The sequence below is a fragment of the Agrobacterium sp. 22-214-1 genome (genome assembly GCF_053522465.1).
The window spans coordinates 743,505-760,782 of the sequence record NZ_JBNWCK010000001.1; the positions used below are offsets into that span (position 1 = coordinate 743,505).

At 59.8% G+C, this 17,278-nt stretch carries 18 protein-coding genes; 11 read left to right on the plus strand and 7 right to left on the minus strand.

Features of this window, described 5'->3' with window-relative positions:
• Positions 1-2: 2 nt before the first annotated feature.
• The 3 genes from ACQZ5G_RS03750 to ACQZ5G_RS03760 form a co-directional block, all read right to left on the minus strand.
• Positions 3-344 carry a cupin domain-containing protein gene (locus ACQZ5G_RS03750; protein ID WP_448731852.1) on the minus strand — a complete coding sequence of 114 codons (342 nt, stop codon included), beginning with the start codon at positions 342-344 and terminating at the stop codon, positions 3-5.
• Between the two features lie 114 nt (positions 345-458).
• The gene (locus ACQZ5G_RS03755; protein WP_448737006.1) at positions 459-959 is read right to left on the minus strand and encodes a hypothetical protein; all 501 of its coding nucleotides are present in this window, start codon (positions 957-959) and stop codon (positions 459-461) included.
• A gap of 171 nt (positions 960-1,130) precedes the next feature.
• Positions 1,131-1,595, minus strand: a complete 465-nt coding sequence (locus tag ACQZ5G_RS03760) for a hypothetical protein (RefSeq protein ID WP_448737007.1) — start codon at positions 1,593-1,595, stop codon at positions 1,131-1,133.
• A gap of 196 nt (positions 1,596-1,791) precedes the next feature.
• Between ACQZ5G_RS03760 and ACQZ5G_RS03765 the strand changes: the two genes are divergently transcribed.
• On the plus strand, positions 1,792-2,220 hold the full coding sequence (locus tag ACQZ5G_RS03765; RefSeq protein WP_448742659.1) for a MarR family winged helix-turn-helix transcriptional regulator: 429 nt from the start codon (positions 1,792-1,794) through the stop codon (positions 2,218-2,220).
• Between the two features lie 151 nt (positions 2,221-2,371).
• On the opposite strand, the gene ACQZ5G_RS03770 is transcribed toward ACQZ5G_RS03765, so the two are convergent.
• Positions 2,372-3,655: an O-acetylhomoserine aminocarboxypropyltransferase gene (locus ACQZ5G_RS03770; protein ID WP_448737009.1), complete on the minus strand. Its 1,284-nt coding sequence runs from the start codon at positions 3,653-3,655 to the stop codon at positions 2,372-2,374.
• 74 nt (positions 3,656-3,729) lie between these two features.
• Entirely contained in the window at positions 3,730-4,164 is a 435-nt protein-coding gene (locus ACQZ5G_RS03775) for a CoA-binding protein (RefSeq protein ID WP_020810502.1), read from the minus strand.
• A gap of 905 nt (positions 4,165-5,069) precedes the next feature.
• On the opposite strand from ACQZ5G_RS03775, the gene ACQZ5G_RS03780 reads away from it, so the two are divergent.
• From ACQZ5G_RS03780 to ACQZ5G_RS03805, 6 genes are all read left to right on the plus strand, one after another.
• A complete protein-coding gene (locus tag ACQZ5G_RS03780) occupies positions 5,070-5,906 on the plus strand; it encodes an EamA family transporter (protein WP_448737010.1) in 837 nt (278 codons plus the stop codon).
• Positions 5,907-6,159: 253 nt separating this feature from the next.
• Complete coding sequence (gene rplM / locus ACQZ5G_RS03785) at positions 6,160-6,624, plus strand: 50S ribosomal protein L13 (RefSeq protein WP_003502335.1); 465 nt, start codon at positions 6,160-6,162, stop codon at positions 6,622-6,624.
• 2 nt (positions 6,625-6,626) lie between these two features.
• Complete coding sequence (rpsI, locus tag ACQZ5G_RS03790) at positions 6,627-7,094, plus strand: 30S ribosomal protein S9 (protein ID WP_003521540.1); 468 nt, start codon at positions 6,627-6,629, stop codon at positions 7,092-7,094.
• Between the two features lie 130 nt (positions 7,095-7,224).
• Positions 7,225-8,178 carry an agmatinase gene (gene speB / locus ACQZ5G_RS03795; protein ID WP_448737011.1) on the plus strand — a complete coding sequence of 318 codons (954 nt, stop codon included), beginning with the start codon at positions 7,225-7,227 and terminating at the stop codon, positions 8,176-8,178.
• 70 nt (positions 8,179-8,248) lie between these two features.
• Positions 8,249-9,181 carry an N-acetyl-gamma-glutamyl-phosphate reductase gene (gene argC, locus ACQZ5G_RS03800; protein WP_035217708.1) on the plus strand — a complete coding sequence of 311 codons (933 nt, stop codon included), beginning with the start codon at positions 8,249-8,251 and terminating at the stop codon, positions 9,179-9,181.
• A gap of 10 nt (positions 9,182-9,191) precedes the next feature.
• On the plus strand, positions 9,192-10,034 hold the full coding sequence (locus tag ACQZ5G_RS03805) for an aminoglycoside phosphotransferase family protein (RefSeq protein WP_448737012.1): 843 nt from the start codon (positions 9,192-9,194) through the stop codon (positions 10,032-10,034).
• A gap of 6 nt (positions 10,035-10,040) precedes the next feature.
• On the opposite strand, the gene ACQZ5G_RS03810 is transcribed toward ACQZ5G_RS03805, so the two are convergent.
• A complete protein-coding gene (locus tag ACQZ5G_RS03810; RefSeq protein ID WP_448737078.1) occupies positions 10,041-11,144 on the minus strand; it encodes a COX15/CtaA family protein in 1,104 nt (367 codons plus the stop codon).
• A gap of 143 nt (positions 11,145-11,287) precedes the next feature.
• Here ACQZ5G_RS03810 and ACQZ5G_RS03815 point away from each other — a divergent pair, with 143 nt between their 5' ends.
• Together ACQZ5G_RS03815 and uppA are read left to right on the plus strand one after the other, a co-directional pair.
• Positions 11,288-11,500: a DUF2842 domain-containing protein gene (locus ACQZ5G_RS03815; RefSeq protein ID WP_020811154.1), complete on the plus strand. Its 213-nt coding sequence runs from the start codon at positions 11,288-11,290 to the stop codon at positions 11,498-11,500.
• Between the two features lie 97 nt (positions 11,501-11,597).
• A complete protein-coding gene (gene uppA, locus ACQZ5G_RS03820) occupies positions 11,598-12,824 on the plus strand; it encodes a polysaccharide biosynthesis GNAT family N-acetyltransferase UppA (protein WP_020811153.1) in 1,227 nt (408 codons plus the stop codon).
• Between the two features lie 18 nt (positions 12,825-12,842).
• Here the strand turns inward: uppA and uppB are convergent, their stop codons facing one another.
• Complete coding sequence (gene uppB, locus ACQZ5G_RS03825; protein ID WP_448737013.1) at positions 12,843-15,113, minus strand: polysaccharide biosynthesis protein UppB; 2,271 nt, start codon at positions 15,111-15,113, stop codon at positions 12,843-12,845.
• Between the two features lie 210 nt (positions 15,114-15,323).
• Between uppB and uppC the strand changes: the two genes are divergently transcribed.
• Together uppC and uppD are read left to right on the plus strand one after the other, a co-directional pair.
• Entirely contained in the window at positions 15,324-15,896 is a 573-nt protein-coding gene (uppC, locus tag ACQZ5G_RS03830; RefSeq protein ID WP_003521548.1) for a polysaccharide export protein UppC, read from the plus strand.
• Between the two features lie 16 nt (positions 15,897-15,912).
• Positions 15,913-17,058, plus strand: coding sequence for a polysaccharide biosynthesis type 4 glycosyltransferase UppD (gene uppD / locus ACQZ5G_RS03835; protein WP_448737014.1), 1,146 nt, complete (start codon positions 15,913-15,915; stop codon positions 17,056-17,058).
• Positions 17,059-17,278: the final 220 nt, after the last annotated feature.

A 17,278-nucleotide genomic window follows, 5' to 3' on the forward strand; every position in this document is an offset into this window, starting at 1 on the left:
CATCAGAGCCGGATGACATAATCCTTCCGCGTTGTCTCCACGACTTCCCACGTGCCCGTAAAGCCCGGACGCAGGATAACGCGGTCGCCCGGTCTCAGATCGCGCGGAGCACCGCCATCTTCGGTCAGGATGGAATGGCCTTCGAGAATGTTGAAATATTCCCACTCGTCATAGACCACCCGCCATTTGCCGGGCGTGGACTGCCAGATACCGGCATAGATGCCGCCGGGCGCTTCCTCGAGATTCCATGTAGTGAATTTGGGATCGCCGGAAATCAGTCTTTCCGGCGCTGGCGCACCGTATTCCAGCTCGGCGACATCATCGAAGGACAGAAAATTCGTCATGACGTCCCCTGTCCGTCAAATATGGTTGGCCATATAGCTTTGCTCAATTGTGAGCGCTTCGTCAAATAGTCTTGGGTGTGCCGGTTGGGCGCTGCCGCCGGGGAAACGAGGCGCCTACTCCATCTTCGTCCAGCCGAAAACCAGCCAAGTGTATTTCGACTTCTTGTCGGGTTCGGCGGTGTACGTCATCTGTATATCGCCGTCCTTCGCGTAAATATCGAGCCGGGGCGCGGTATCCAGCTTCAGCCACAGCGAACTCTTGTCAAAGGACCAGGTGCCGCACCAGACGCATGAACCTGAGGGATCGCCGGGTTGATGGAAATTGTAACGACCGTCCGCCGTGATCTCCAGATAATCAAACGCGGAATAAAATGTCGTCACCGTCTCCTGGAACAGTGTCGCATCCGCTTCCTGCTGGGCGGTGGGCTCAGTCTTCATGTCGCGCGGCGGGCGGCTGGTCGCGCCGGTGAGCTTCCATTTTCCGACAAAATCCTGCTGCGTCGGGAAATATTCCGCCTCGGCCTTTGCCGGCGAAACCGAAGCTACGACCGGTATATCAGCCGTACCCGCGACCCCGATTGCAAGGAGAAGGGTGACAATACGGAGCATTTTCATATGGCGTATCTTTCGCGATGGGACTGCAGGGGCCTGTTCTAGGCGGATTCGGCGCTTTGAGTAAGATGGTCGCGGATGAAGGGAAGCAGCGCACCATTCAACCTGGCACCGAAGTTCAACCTGGCACCGAGGTTTTCTCCACAGACCGGTGGAAACTGGCAGCGTACGGGCTCAGTTTCCCGCTGATTTCGCGAGCGCGATGAACAGCAGGATCACCGCAACAAACTCGATGGGAAGTCGCCAGCGGCTCAATCGGACCCATCTGGCCGCAGCATTGGAAGTAGCCGTTGCGTCACCGGCCAATCCCGTCTCAAACCGAAGCGCCATTGGGATGAAATATGCAAAGGACCAGATCCGCGCTACAAGATGCGCGGCGAGTGCGGACCATATCCAGACGCGAATTGCCGGGTGAGCCCATGTCAGCCAGACTGCGAGGAGCAAGGCCACCTCAAACAGCCCGTGAGCGGGACCCCAGAAAAGCTTTCGGTCGATCCCGCCCCGTTCCGGTTGGATCAGCATCGGCTGCGAAGGCCACACCTTATCGACAAGAAGCGTCTCGTAGATGCCCCCACCCAGCCCGACGCTCCCAAGAACACCGGCGACGACAATCGCGTAGAAAACCAGCGGCTCGAACATCTTTCACCTCTTCCAGAAAACGCCGTGACGTCTGCGAGAGCATGTTCGGCCAGCACGCATTTTCCACTTTTCGGCCCTCACAGGCGTAAGCGGCACATTTAACGCTAGCGAAATCACATCCGGCCGATTATCTTGATGACTATTATTTCTTAATTATTGAGATATTCAAATGTCAAGAGATATCCTGGATCGCCGGTTGACCGACGTACTTCGCCAGGCCAGCGCGCAATCATTGCTCATCAGCCAGTCCATCGCGGCAAAGGCTCGGATGAACACCACCGATCTGGAGTGCCTGGACATCCTTCAGATGCAGGGCCAGGCAAGCGCGGGTGAACTTGCAAGATCGACCGGCCTGACGACCGGAGCGGTGACGGCGCTACTCGACCGGCTGGAGAAGGCCGGCTTCATAAGACGTTTGCCCGACCCTGCGGATCGCCGGCGCGTGCTGGCAGCCCCTCACCCTGAAAAAATGCGGGAATTGTTTCAGATGTATGCGCCCCTTCAGGCAAAAATGGAGACGCTCTATGGGGAATATGATGAAGAGCAATTGCAGCTCATCATTGGCTTCATGGAAAAATCATGTGCCATTTCGAAGGACTTCATTGGCACTTTGCAGAAGAAATAAGCTGAATGCAGCCGAGCGAGTGGACCTCGCCGCAACACGCAAATCCGCTGCCGCCGAAAACACATTGTTCCATGGTTTTCCGGCGGCCGCTCAATCACACTTAAATATCACTGGGGGTCACGCGGGCACCAAACTCGCGTGAGCCACGACATCAGACCTTGGCGAACGATTGCTCGAGATCGGCGATGATGTCCTTGACGTCCTCGATGCCGACCGACAGGCGAACCACATCCGGCCCGGCGCCGGCGGCCGTCTGCTGTTCCGGCGTCAGCTGCGCATGGGTGGTGGAGGCCGGGTGGATGACGAGAGAGCGCGTGTCGCCGATATTGGCGAGATGGGAGAAGAGCTGCAGCCCTTCCACCAGCGCCTTGCCGGCCGCATAACCGCCCCTAACGCCGAAGGTGAAGACGGAGCCCGCCCCCTTTGGCGAATAATGCTGCTGGATAGCGTGGTTATCGCTGTCTTCCAGCCCCGCATAATGCACCCAGCCAACCTTGGGATGCGCCTTCAGCCATTTCGCGACGGCGAGCGCATTGTCGGAATGGCGCTGAACGCGCAGCGGCAGCGTCTCGATGCCGGTCAGGATGAGGAATGCGTTGAAGGGTGAGATCGCCGGGCCGAGGTCACGCAAGCCCAGCACACGGCAGGCGATGGCGAAGGCGAAATTGCCGAAGGTCTGGTGCAGCACGACGCCGGAATATTCCGGCCGGGGCTGTGACAGCGCCGGATATCGGTCCGTCGCGGACCAGTCGAAGGTTCCGCCGTCCACGATGATGCCGCCCATGGAGTTGCCGTGGCCTCCGAGGAATTTCGTCAGCGAATGCAGCACGATATCCGCGCCATGTTCCAGCGGCCGCAACAGATAGGGGCTCGCCATGGTATTGTCGACGATCAGCGGCAGGCCATGCCGGTGGGCGACATCGGCGATTGCGGCGATATCCACGAAAGTACCGCCCGGATTGGCAAGGCTTTCGATGAAGACGGCGCGCGTGCGCTCATCGATCTGCGCCTCGAAGCTGGCCGGATCGGTGGCGTCGGCCCAGCGGACCTGCCAGTCGAAGCCCTTGAAGGCATGGCCGAACTGGTTGATCGAGCCGCCATAGAGCTGGCGGGCGGCGACGAAATTGTCGCCGGATTGCAGTAGCGTATGGAAGACCAGCAATTGCGCGGCATGGCCGGACGCGACGGCAAGTGCGGCCGTGCCGCCCTCAAGTGCTGCCACGCGCTCTTCCAGAACCGCCTGGGTGGGGTTCATGATGCGCGTATAGATATTGCCGAACTCTTTCAATCCGAACAGGGCGGCGGCGTGATCGGCGTCGCGGAAAGCATAGGCCGTGGTCTGATAGATGGGTGTGGCACGCGCGCCGGTGGTCGGATCGGGTTGCGCGCCCGCATGAACGGCCAGCGTCGAAAACCCGGGATTGCTGCTCGGCATGATATTTCCTCCAATTGGAATTTCGGAGGGATCATAATGCCTTGCCGCCAAATGGTAAGTCCGATCCGTACCAACTATCGCACAATATTGAGACGCGGATACTCAATTGCAGGACAACGGTCCATTACGACTTCCATACCGTAGGCTTCCGCCTTGGCGGCGGCATTGTCATCGCGAACGGAAAGCTGGCCCCAGATTACCGATGGCCGCTCCGGCAGCAATATCGCCTCCTCGACGATTGCCGACAAATATTCCGGCGCCCGGAAAACGTCGATCATGTCCACCGGCTCGGGAATATCGGCGAGTTTGGCATAGACCTTCTGCCCCAATATCTCCTTGCCTGCCTGACCGGGATTGACCGGAAACACACGATACCCCCTGGACAGCAGGAAGCGCATCACGCCGTGGCTCGGCCTGTCCGGGTTGGGCGAAGCACCGAGCAGGGCGATGGTTTTGACATCGGTCAGAATTTTTCTGAGGTAGTCGGGCTCGTAACTATCATGCTGCATGTCAACTTATCCCTTCTGGAGCGTCGCATGGTTTGAAGAATACCAATGCAGGTGCGCCATTCGAAAGCGCCGCGAGCATAGCGTCTCCTGCATAATTCCACCGACACATTCCTGACGCTACCGGTTGCGTCCGCCCTTCCATCTAGGAAGGTTCTTCGCTCTCTTGAACCCCTGCCCGGCTGAAAATTGCAGCTACGGCAGACACCTCGCCGCGCAGTGGCACGTTTTCGCCGGCGCAAAATGATTTCACCAAACGCCGGAATGCCGGTTGTACTGACTATTTTTGTCCAGTTTTCAAAATGACGCGAATTGCCGCAAATAAGGGCTCAAACAACATTAGCGTGCAATTCATGCGCTCTTCGTCTCCTGTTTGTTTTCATTCCGTTCACAGGAAAATTAGAGGAATCTAATTTTCAGAAAGTTATTCTGTAAATCAATCTACATACAAATCTGCAACGTTACAGTCGCCAATTCGTGAAAGGTATGAAATTTCTTTTCACGCACGCCCTCGCCGGATTGATACACCTTGCGCCCGAAGCGCCATGGCGCACTGGACGCTAATATTTGACAAATTTGGTAGTATTTTTAGCGAAAATTCGTCGCGAGGCGAAACCATAAGCTGTGCGCCGGACGCTCATGCGTCCATCTGACGGATGAAATCATGAGCAGAACGCCATATCGCCCCGGCGCAAAATCATTCCCCGGCGCCATGACATGCACAAAGCATAAATTTTACGCGCGTTGCAGTATCCGCTGCGATCACAGGCCGTTTGCGGGCGGTTCCACGGGCGCAAAACGCGTGCTTGAACAATCGGGAAAGGCTTACCGCCCTCGCCGAAAATCGATTCCGGTTTTCAAGCCGATGCTGTAGGTTGCCCAAAGTAGCCCGCGAGCGAGTCTCTATTGTGACATTTGACATTCTTCTTCTGGTGCTCCTGGGGGCGATGCTGCATGCCGGATGGAATGCGCTGGTCAAGGCCGGATCCGACAAATCGCTGGATGCCTCGCTGATCGCGGCGGGCGCGGCGGCCTGTTCGCTGCCGTTTCTGCCTTTCCTGCCATTTCCAGCTCCGGTCGCCATTCCTTTCCTGATCGCTTCGGCCGTTCTGCAATTCGCCTATTTCCGGCTTGTCGCCGCCGCCTATACGATCGGCGACATCGGCCTTGTCTACCCCGTCATGCGCGGCGTGGCGCCCCTGATCGTCGCGGCGACGAGCAGCCTGTTCCTGAGCGAGATTTTAAGCCTGCTGGCCCTTGCCGGCATCGCCGTCATCTCCGGCGGCATCCTGACGCTCGCTTTCGAGGCGCGGCGCGGTGGCGGAAAGGCGATCATGGTCGCCCTGCTCAACGCCTTCGTGATCGCATCCTACACCTTCGTCGATGGTGTCGGCGCAAGGCTTTCCGGCAACGCCATCTCCTATACGCTGTGGATGTCGCTTCTGCCGCCCGTGCTGCTTTTCGGCTTCGCCTTCTACCAGCGCGGCGTGGGCCCGGTCGCGGACCATGTCCGGCGCAACTGGTGGCGCGGCCTGATCGGCGGCGGCGGCTCCATTCTCTCCTACGGGCTGGCGCTCTACGCCATGACCAAGGCGCCCGTCGCCGTCGTCGCGGCGCTTCGGGAAACCTCCATTCTCTTTGCGCTGGTGATCTCCGTGGTGATTCTGAAGGAACGCGCCAGCATCTGGCGTTATCTTGCCGGAGGCATCATTGCAGCGGGCGTTCTGGTGATGCGACTGGGGTAAAACGGGACTGTTCGATGAGGTAAAATAATACCCCATTATCAAGCCATTGTTTTTGCTATCTTATTTTTACGAACTCCAGAATCTGTCATATTGACGCTTTCGCCCGCGCACCGTATAAGCGCGCCAGATCACATTCCAAATGGAATAAGGTCATTTGCGGTTGCCTTTGACGGCAACCAAACCAAGCAACAAGAAACGCCCGTATGCTCTTATTTAAAAGAGGATGGCGGGTCCACGTTAGAAAGTGAAATCCATGTCTACTTTCGTTCAGAAGCCTGCTGAGGTGGAGAAGAAGTGGGTCATCATCGACGCCGAAGGCCTCGTTGTTGGTCGCCTCGCCACCATCGTTGCAACCCGCCTGCGCGGCAAGCACAAGGCTACCTACACCCCCCACGTTGATGATGGCGACAACGTCATCGTTATCAACGCGGAAAAGGTTGCCTTCACCGGCAACAAGTACTCCGACAAGAAGTACTACTGGCACACCGGTCACCCGGGTGGCATCAAGGAGCGTACGGCTCGCCAGATCATCGAAGGCCGCTTCCCGGAGCGCGTCGTTGAAAAGGCCATCGAGCGCATGATCCCGCGCGGCCCGCTCGGCCGTCGCCAGATGAAGAACCTGCGCGTTTACGCCGGCTCGAACCATCCGCACGAAGCACAGCAGCCCACCGTTCTCGACGTGGCCGCGCTTAACAAGAAGAACGTAAGGAGCGCCTGATAATGGCCGATCTTTCCTCTCTGAAAGACCTCGCCCCGGCATCGGAAGCTTCGGCTCCCGTGCATGTCCGCAAGGTTGACACTCTCGGCCGCTCCTACGCGACCGGCAAGCGCAAGAACGCCGTAGCCCGCGTATGGGTGAAGGCCGGTTCTGGCAAGATCATCATCAACGGCCGCGATTTCACCACGTATTTCGCACGTCCGGTTCTGCAGATGATCCTTCAGCAGCCGATCGTCGCCGCTGCCCGCACGGGTCAGTTCGACATCATCGCCACCGTTGCCGGTGGTGGTCTGTCCGGTCAGGCCGGCGCCGTTCGTCACGGTCTGTCCAAGGCCCTCACCTACTTCGAACCGGGCCTGCGCTCCGTTCTGAAGAAGGGTGGCTTCCTGACCCGCGACAGCCGCGTTGTCGAGCGTAAGAAGTACGGTAAGGCCAAGGCCCGCCGTTCGTTCCAGTTCTCGAAGCGCTAATCGCTTCCACGAACGGTTCGTTCAGAACTTCGAAAGGCGGGGCTTCGGCTCCGCCTTTTTTCATGGTTTCCTCCCTTGTTTTTTCAGCAGGAAGACAGCAACCTCGGCGCAAATCGCAATGGGGTGATCAATGCCGTCCAAAACCATCGACCATGCCTTCACCGCAACGACCCTGACATCGGCCGCCACCGACCCGACCCATGCGGGCGTCCTCTCCTTCATGCGGCGCAAATATACCAAGAACCTCAAGGGTGTATCCACGGCCATCTGGGGCATTCCCTTCGACGCGGCCACCTCCAACCGGCCGGGCGCCCGTTTCGGGCCGCAGGCGATCCGCCGCGCCTCGGCGATCTTCGACAACGATCCGCAATATCCCTTCGCGCGCGATCTCTTCGCCCATATGCCGACCATCGACTATGGTGACTGTCTGCTCGACTACGGCAATCACTGGAAAACGCCTGATACGATCGAAAAGGAAGCGCGACGGATCATTTCCAAGACCGATTACCTGCTGACGCTTGGCGGCGATCACTTCATTACCTGGCCGCTCCTAAAGGCGCATGTGGCCAAGCATGGGCCTCTGGCGCTGGTGCAGTTCGATGCGCATCAGGACACCTGGTTCGATGATGGCAAGCGCATCGACCACGGCTCCTTCGTGGCCCGCGCCGTGCGCGATGGCCTGATCGACCCCGACCGGTCCATCCAGATCGGCATCCGCACCCATGCGCCTGACGATTTCGGCATCCGCATTCTCCACGGTTACGAGGTGGAGGAAATGCGGGCGAGCGATATCGCCTCGCTGATCGTCAAGCACACGGCCGGCATGCCCACCTATCTGACCTTCGATATCGATTGCCTCGATCCCGCCTTTGCGCCGGGAACCGGAACGCCGGTGGCCGGCGGGCCGACCAGCGCTAAAATTCTCTCCGTTCTGCGCGGGCTTGGCCAACTCGATATTCGCGGCTCGGACGTGGTGGAGGTGGCACCCGCATACGACCATGCTGACATTACCGCCATTGCCGGAGCCACCGTTGCAATGTATATGCTTGGCCTGCGCGCCGAACGGCTGGCCAAGGCCGGCTGATAAAGAAACCGGCGCTTGCCAAACTGATTCCGATTACCCTCGCAACCCTTTGAAAAGTCAGGACAAGGACATGACAGCGAAGATCTTCATCGATGGCGAACACGGCACCACGGGTCTGCAGATCCGCACGCGCCTTGCCGGTCGCCGCGATATTGAGCTGCTGTCCATACCCGAAGCCGAGCGCCGCAATGCGGCGATGCGCGAGGATATGCTCAACAATGCCGACATTTCGATCCTCTGCCTGCCTGATGATGCTTCTCGGGAAGCGGTCTCGATGGTGGCCGGCAATAACAATGTCCGCATCATCGATACCTCGACCGCCTATCGCGTCCATCAGGACTGGGCCTATGGCTTTGCCGAAATGGATAAGGAACAGGGCGAGAAGGTTCGTTCCGCCCGTCTCGTCGCCAATCCGGGCTGCTACCCGACGGGCGCGATCGCCCTTCTGCGCCCGCTGCGCGCCGCAGGCCTCCTGCCCGACGGTTATCCGGTCAGCGTCAATGCGGTTTCCGGTTATACCGGCGGCGGCAAGCAGATGATCGCTCAGATGGAAGACCAGAGCCGCGATGACGCGATCAGCGCCAATAATTTCCTGTATGGCCTGACGCTCAAGCACAAGCACGTGCCGGAAATGACCATTCATGGCCAGCTCGACCGCGCACCGCTGTTTTCACCCTCCGTCGGGCGTTTCCCGCAGGGCATGATCGTGCAGGTTCCGCTTTTTGCCGCCGACCTGAAGGAAGGCGCGACCGTCGAAACGATCCATGCGGCGCTGACCGCCCACTATGCGGGACAGGACATCGTCAATGTGGTGCCGCTTGCCGAAAGCAAGGGGCTCGCGCGCATCGACGCCGAGGAACTGGCAGGCAAGGACACGATGAAACTGTTCGTCTTCGGTACACCGGGCGGCGAACACATCAACCTCGTCGCGCTGCTCGACAATCTCGGTAAGGGCGCATCCGGTGCTGCCGTGCAGAACATGGAGCTGATGCTCTCCGCATGAGAGTTATCTCATGACCACCACCCCATCTTTTCCGGCCTCGTGGAATATCGAGGCCGCGAAACAGATTGCCGATACGCCGGCCGGGGTGGTTTACGAGCTTACGCGCGGCGACGGTTCCCTCGCCATCGCCAAGGTTCTGAAACAGAAAGTGCTGGAAGACAGTCTTCGCGGCGCGGATTTCATCGCATGGCGCGCCGGCATCGGCTGCGTGGAGCTGCTCGACCGCTCCGACGATATTCTGCTGATGGAACATGCCGGTACGGAGACCCTGCGCGACGTGCTGTTTCGCGACGGCAACGACGATGCCACCACGGAAATCGCCGCCGATGTCCTGCTCAAATATCATCAGCCATCGCAGCAACCGCCGCCTTCAAGCCTGCTGACGCTGCCGCTCTATTTCGAGAGCCTGTTCCGCAAGGCCGAACAGGACCGTACCGACGGCGTGGACAGCCCCTATATCGAGGCGGCCACGCTGGCGCTGGCACTGATCGACCGGCAGCGGGATGTGAAGCCGCTGCACGGCGATCTGCATCATGAGAACATCATGCGCAGTGAACGCGGCTGGATCATCATCGATCCGGCCGGCCTGATCGGCGATGCGGCGCTCGATGTCGCCAACATGTTCTCCAATCCGCTCGACCGTTTCGACCTTACCCGCAGCGAGGCGCGCATCGCCTCCATGGCGGCGATCTTTGCGAAGGCGCTGCAACGGGACGAACGGCTATTGCTGCAATATGCCTTTGCCTATGGCTGCCTTTCTGCCGCGTGGCACGAAGAGGACGGCAATGCGGAGGAACGCGACAACGAAGTTGCCGTCGCGGCCACCATCAAAACGGTGCTCGGGCAGTTCTAAACCGCCTCAGTCCCTGACTTCGACCGCAACGGGCGCCGGATATTCGCCGATGAAACCGCGCCAGTGGGCGACGGCGAAACCGAGCACGATCAGCGCCATGCCCTGATGGGCGAGCGCGACATGAATATCCACATGCATGAGCAGTGTTGTGATGCCGAGCGCCGCCTGAATGGAGACGAGCACGAAGAACAGCACCGCGCGGCGGGCGTGTGGCGTATTGGGCAAGGCGCGGGCCATAGACACCATATGCCACAGCGTGGCGGCAAACAGCGTGTAGGCGCCGAGACGGTGGACGAATTGCACCGTCTTGGGGTTCTCGAAGAGGTTGATCCACCAGGGCTGTTGCAGGAAGAGATCGCCAGGCACCAGCGAGCCATCCATCAGCGGCCAGGTATTATAGGAAAGGCCGGCATTCAGCCCCGCCACCAATGCGCCGAGATAGATCTGGAAGAGACAGAGCACCGTCAGCAGCGCGGCAAAGCCCCTGCCCGTCTTTTCGTCGGCGGCCTCAGGCGAATGATGCGACAGCCCGCGCAAAATCCACATGCAGCCCGCAAAGATGAGGCAGGCGATGGTCAGATGCGTGGCAAGGCGATATTGCGAGACATCCGTGCGGTTGACGAGGCCGGAAGAGACCATCCACCAGCCGATGAAGCCCTGAAAGCCACCAAGCGCCAGAAGGCCGACTAGCGGCAAGCGCAGGCGCTTTTCGACGCGGCCGGTGAGCCAGAAGAAGGCGAGCGGCAAAGCGAAGATCAGGCCAATGGCGCGGGCAAGCAGGCGATGCGCCCATTCCCACCAGAAAATCGTCTTGAACTCGTCGAGCGACATGCCCTTGTTGATTTCCTGATATTGGGGAATGCGCTTGTAAAGCTGGAACTCCTCTTCCCATTCGGCAACGGAAAGCGGCGGAATGGCGCCGTGGATCGGCTTCCATTCGGTAATCGACAGGCCGGATTCGGTAAGCCGCGTGGCGCCGCCGACGAGGACCAGACAGAAGAGCGTGAAGAGCACGACGCGCAGCCAGATGCGCAGCAGGCGGCGGTCTTTCTCCTGTTTCTGCAGGGCAGCCTCCACCACCATTTCCGCAGAACCATTTGCCATCGTCATGCCGCTCGAACGCATCTTTCAGGTCTCCCTCATACAGTCATGTTGATTAGCCCCAACCCGCACCACAAAACAAGGCCTCAGGGTTTGCGGCATGCGGTCGCGGCGCTATAGTCCCGCGCAGATACTCAATGACGGAAGACTTCATGCACCCTCGCCTCAGATCGCTTATCGGCACCATCGTCATCATCTGCCTCGTCGTCGTTTACGCCGTGGTGGCGACGGCCATCGCATCGGCGGCGCTGGCGCAATCGCCCTGGTGGGTGCATCTCGCTTATTTCGTCCTGACCGGAATCCTGTGGGTTCTGCCGGCGATGCTGATCATCAAATGGATGGCCGGACCCAAAAAGCAGGGTTAAGCGCCGACCATTGCATGACACCCTGAGGTCGCAATTTTATAAACCGATTGTTTGCCGCTCAGCGATATAGTCCGACCGAAACAACCGGAGAGAGTGGATGGCGGCTGAGGGGCCGGTCTTTATCAGTGATGAGCAAGCGCCGACCGCCGTGCAAAACGAGCGGCGGGGTGCTGATCGTCTGTTGATCGATCTGGTCGATGACGCCTCCACCATCCGTGCCGACTGGGAGCGGCTGGAAAACGACCCGCTCAACTCACTGCATCAGGGTTTCGGCTGGTGCTCCATCTGGGCGCAGACGCAGGATAGCGCGCTCCTGACGCTTCGTGGCCGGCAGGGCGGCAAGACGATCTTTCTGCTGCCGCTCGAAATCGTACTGGAAGGCGGCATCCGCAAAGCGCGTTTTCCCGGCGGCCGTTTCAACAATATCAATACGGGGCTTTTCGACCCCTCCTTTGCCGAACAGGCCGGACAGGAAATCGCAGCGGCGATTGCCCGCGAAGCGCGGAAACTGCTGCATGGTCGAGCCGATATTCTGGCGTTGCAGAACATACCGCTGACGTGGCGCGACAGGACCAATCCCCTCTCGCATCTGGCTTCCGTCGAAAACCAGAATCCGGCCTTTCAGCTTCCCCTGTTCGAAAGTTTCGAGGCCACGCTTCGGCAGGTCAATGCCAAGAGGCGACGGAAGAAATTCCGCATCCAGAGTCGAAGGGCCGAGGAAATGGGCGGTTACAGCCATGTGATCGCACGGTCGCCACAGGAAAAATGCGAATTGTTGCAGGCATTTTTCCGCCAGAAAGCAGCCCGTTTCGCCTCGCAGGGCATTCCGGATGTGTTTCGGGATCAATCGGTGCGGGATTTCTTCTACGATCTAGCCAATTTTCCCGAGACGGGCACGGATAGTCTGCTGGAACTGCATGCCATTCGCCTGCATGGCGAAAGCGAGGGCGTCATCGCCGCGATAGCCGGCCTTTCGCGCAAGCAGGATCACATCATCTGCCAGTTCGGTTCGATCGATGAATCCGTTTCGGAACTCAGCCCCGGTGAATTGCTGTTCTGGCTGATGATCGAAAGGGCATGTCGCGAAAAGGCGGCGATCTTCGATTTCGGCGTCGGCGACCAGCTCTATAAACGCAGTTGGTGCCCGCTTTTCACCGTGCAGCACGATATATTCCTGCCGGTGACGTTGAAGGGTCGTGTTGCGGCCTCGGCCTATGTCGCCATCGCCCGGACGAAAAGCCTGATCAAATCCAATCCGGCGCTTTATGCGCTGATTCAGCGTTTTCGCGCCGGACGCTCGAAGATGGACACCGCCACCGACTGAGCAGGGTTTTGCCTCGCCTCAGGCCGCGCTCAGATGGTCCGGCTTGCGCATGCCGGTCATCGGCAATGCCTGTTCATAGCCCTCAGCAACCAGTTCACCGAGCGTCTTTTCCAACAATTCGCTATCCTTGCCGGGAACCGAGACAATGATTTCCGCCGCCAGGTTGCGCAGCATTTTCCCGAGGCTCGAAATCTGCACCGCGCCGCATTCGACGAGGACGGTATCATAAGCGTCGGAGAGCGCGCCGAGGATCATCGTCAGACGGTCTATCGCGCGCATGGCCTCGCGCGGCTGCGCATTGCCGCGCGGCACGATATGGGCGTCGGACAGGCGGTCGCCGTGAATGGTTTCACCGAAGGCGGCCGCGCCCGCCAGAAGATCCATGACACCGGGAAGCCCGGCTTCCGGCGCCATCAACCGCGTCGGACAGGCTGACGCCGTCATGTCGACGAGAACGACCGAACGGCCCATTTCGGACAAAGCGCGCGCCAGCATGACGGACGTGGTCGAGCCGCTATCACCAGCCGGAGACACGATTGCGGCGACCGGTTTGGCAAGGCGGGTGGCCAGGAAACCTGCGACCGCGTCGATGGAGAAATCGTCATCGGTGTCGACTTCCTCCTCCATTGCCTCCTCTTTCGCAGCCGCGACATCCTCCACCGGCAAGGCCGGCATGGCAGCAGCAGCGGCGACGGCCGGTAGATGCCGTTCTTCCTCTTCGGCAACGGGCTGGTATGCCGCAACCGGCATGGCCCGCGCAGCAGGCTGCATGGTTTCATGGCGCGCGGCTACAGGCTGTTCCGGCGCATCCGTGGTCTTGTCCGGATCGGCTGGAGCACGCGAAGGAGAAGGCGGATCGGAGAGCGGCGGAACCTGATTCCTGCCCATCGGCTTCAAAGCCCGGCCGGTGAAAAGCTCCACCAGCATGACGACGATGCAGGACAGCAGAAACGCCGCCAGCGTCACGACGATGGTGATGGCGCCCGTCTTCGGGAAATAGGGTTCGCGCGGCTCCACCGCCGTCGAGATGACGCGTGCATCGGCTGGCGTGGAATCCACCGAGCCGGCGCGCGACGTCGCTTCGCGATAGCGGGCAAGATAGGTTTCCAGAAGCTGCCTTTGCGCTGAGGCTTCCCGCTCCAGATCGTTGAGGCCGACCTGCTGTTCGCCCGCACGCACGCTTTCCGATTTCAGCATGTTCAGCTGCTGGACCAGCTGCCGTTCCCGCAGGCGCGAAACATTGGCCTCGTTTTCGAGACTTGCCAGCACCTTGCGGGTCTCTTCCTGAATCTGCCGCTGGATACCGTCGAGCTGGTTGCGCAGCGCGCGGATGCGTGGATGGCCTTCCAGCAGCGAGGACGAGAGATCGGAAATCTGGCTGCGGATCGTCGTTTCGTTTTCCTTCAGCCTCTGGATCGTCGGGGAACCGACGACATCGGGAAAAGTATCGAGCGGACGCCCGCTTGCAAGCGCGCTGCGCACGCCTTCCGCCCTCGCCTCCGCATTGGCGCGCTCTCCGCGGATACGGCCGAGTTCGGTGGAGATATCGCTGAGCTGGCGGGTGGCGAGCGTTTCGCCCTGCCCCGCCGAGAGAAGATCGGAGGAGGCGCGGTAATCCGCGACCTTTCTGTCGGCCTCGCGCACCTTCTCGCGCAGATTGGCGATTTCCGGCTCCAGCCAGCGCGCCGCTTCCGTGCTTGTATCCAGCTTCGCGCCGCTTTGCAGTGCGATATAGGCCTTCATCATCTCATTGGGGATGGCGGCGGCAAGCTTGGGGTCCTGCGAGGAAAATTCGACCGTGATGACGCGCGAGCTTTCGACCTGATAGACCTGCAGCTTTTCCCGGAAGGCCTTCAGCACCCGCTCTTCGGGCAGCACCTGAAGCGGGTCCTTCTTGACACCGACGGCGACCAGGAGCTGCGAGATGAGCGAAGGGTGGGCCTCCGGATCGAACTCATCCAGCTCGTAAAGCTTCATGTCTTTGGCGACCTGCTTGATGAGGTCGACCGATTGCAGGATCTGCACCTGGCTGGAAACGGTCAATTCATCGAGAACGGGTTCGGCCGGCGCATTGGACTGCTGCGAGGCGCCGAAGGAGGCCGCACGGGATTCGATCAGCACGCGCGCCTCGCCCTTGTAGGCGGGCGACATCATGCTTGAGATCACGAAGGCGGCGCCCCCGGCCAGAAGCGTGATCGCCGCAATCCGGCCCTTGCGCTGCCATATGGCCGCGACAAGCTGCGCAAGATCGATATCCACATCCCTGTCGTCAATGCGATCGCCGTTCATGCGGGCTCCGTAACCGAGACAAACCTCGGGCGCTCAAATATAGATGGTCAATTTTCGCGAAGTTTAAGTCTTGCCGGTAACACAACAGTTAATCCCGGCGAATCCGACGAAATAAAGCCGATATTACCACCGCTCGCGCCGGTCGTTTACCGCACATTAACCCTAACAGAACGATAAGAATGATCAAAGTTCGACTCGGAGCCAGATGAGATGCCGCTCGCCGGATCACGACATGTCACCGCACTGACGCTCGCCGTTCTGACGGCCCTTTCCGGCTGCGCGGCATATCAACCCGCTCCGAGGTCCTTCAACGAGGCCGCCCTGCAGCCCTATCATGTCGATAGCGGCGACAGGCTGCGCATCAACGTGTTCGAGCAGACCGGGCTGACCAATACCTATACGGTCGATCAGGCCGGTTATGTCGCCTTCCCGCTCGTCGGCCAGGTTCCGGCACGCGGCAAGACCCTGCCGCAGCTCGAAGCCGCCATCGCCGCCAAACTGCGCCAGGGTTATCTTCGCGATCCGGACGTGACGATCGAGATCGACCGTTATCGCCCGGTCTTCATCATGGGCGAAGTCGGCCGTCCCGGCCAATATTCCTATGTGCCGGGCATGACCGTGCAAAACGCCATCGCTATTGCCGGCGGCTTCACCCCGCGCGCCAATCAGGCCGATGTCGACATTACCCGCAAGATCAATGCCGAGGTGATGACCGGCCGGATCGGTATCACCGCGCCCATTCTGGCCGGCGATACCGTCTATGTGCGTGAACGCTTCTTCTGAAAACGGAGTGGCGAACGTGTCGGATGACGGCCCTCCCCTGCGCATCATTCACTGCTTCCGCTCCCCGGTGGGCGGTGTTTTCCGCCATGTGCGCGACCTCATTGAGGAACATGTCAAGCAGGGCCACAAGGTCGGCATCGTCTGCGACAGCTCCACCGGCGGCGCGCATGAAGAGCGGCTTTTCGCGCAGATCACCCCGATGCTGGAGCTTGGCCTCACCCGCCTGCCCATCCGGCGGTCCATCAGCCCCGGCGACCTCATGGCGCTGTGGAAATCCTACAAACACATCAAAAGTTTGCGGCCGGACATTCTGCACGGACACAGCGCCAAGGGTGGCGCTCTTGCCCGGCTGATCGGCTCACTCCTGCGGGCGAACAGGTATCGCGTAGCCCGCCTCTATTCACCGCATGGCGGCAGCCTGCATTACGCCAGAAGCAGCCTCAAAGGGCAGCTTTTCCTGCGGCTGGAGCGGTTTCAGGAGCATTTCACCGATGCGCTTTGTTTCGTCTGCAATTTCGAGCAGGCGACTTATGAAGCCAAGGTCGGCAAACCGCGCACCCGAACCGCGATGATCTATAACGGCGTGCAGGAAAGCGAGTTCGAAACCGTACCCGCCCGCGAAGATGCGGCCCGTTTTCTCTATATCGGCATGTTGCGCGACCTCAAGGGACCGGATGTCTTCATCAGGGCATTTGCAAAAATGGAACGCAGCATCGGCCAACCGATGACCGGCGTGATCGTCGGCGACGGACCGGACAGGGACAAATATGCGGCGATGATCGACAAGGCCGGGCTTTCCCGACGGATTTCCATGCATGCGGCCATGCCCGCCAGGCAGGCGTTCGAACTGGCAACGACAGTGGTGGTGCCGTCGCGCGCCGAAGCCATGCCCTATATCGTGCTCGAAGCGCTTGCGGCGGGAAAAACGGTCATTGCCTCGCATGTCGGCGGCATTCCCGAAGTCCTTGGAGAAGACAGCGAGGCGCTCGTAGCGGCTGGCGACGCCGATGCGCTGGCACGGATCATGGTCAAGGATGCCGAGGATGCCGGCTGGGCGCAGCGGATCATGCCTCGCCCGGACAGCTTCAAGGCGAAATTTTCAACCCCGGTCATGGCGGATGAGATGATGAAACTCTATCGCGACCTGTTATCGACCCAATAGCCATTTCAAAAACACGATTTTTAATTGTATATTCCGACCGTCCTGTAGAAACTCATCATAAACGTTTCTTAGCATGTTTCGGCTAGTTTCCTGCTCGTAGAGCGCGCGTGTCCGTTCGGATGCACGAAGGGCGCTCTACCACTTTGAGGTTGCGCATCGTTCCGGTCGAAAATCCAATGCGATTTTAAGGCCGATGCGCTGGAGGGTGCGGACCAAGGCA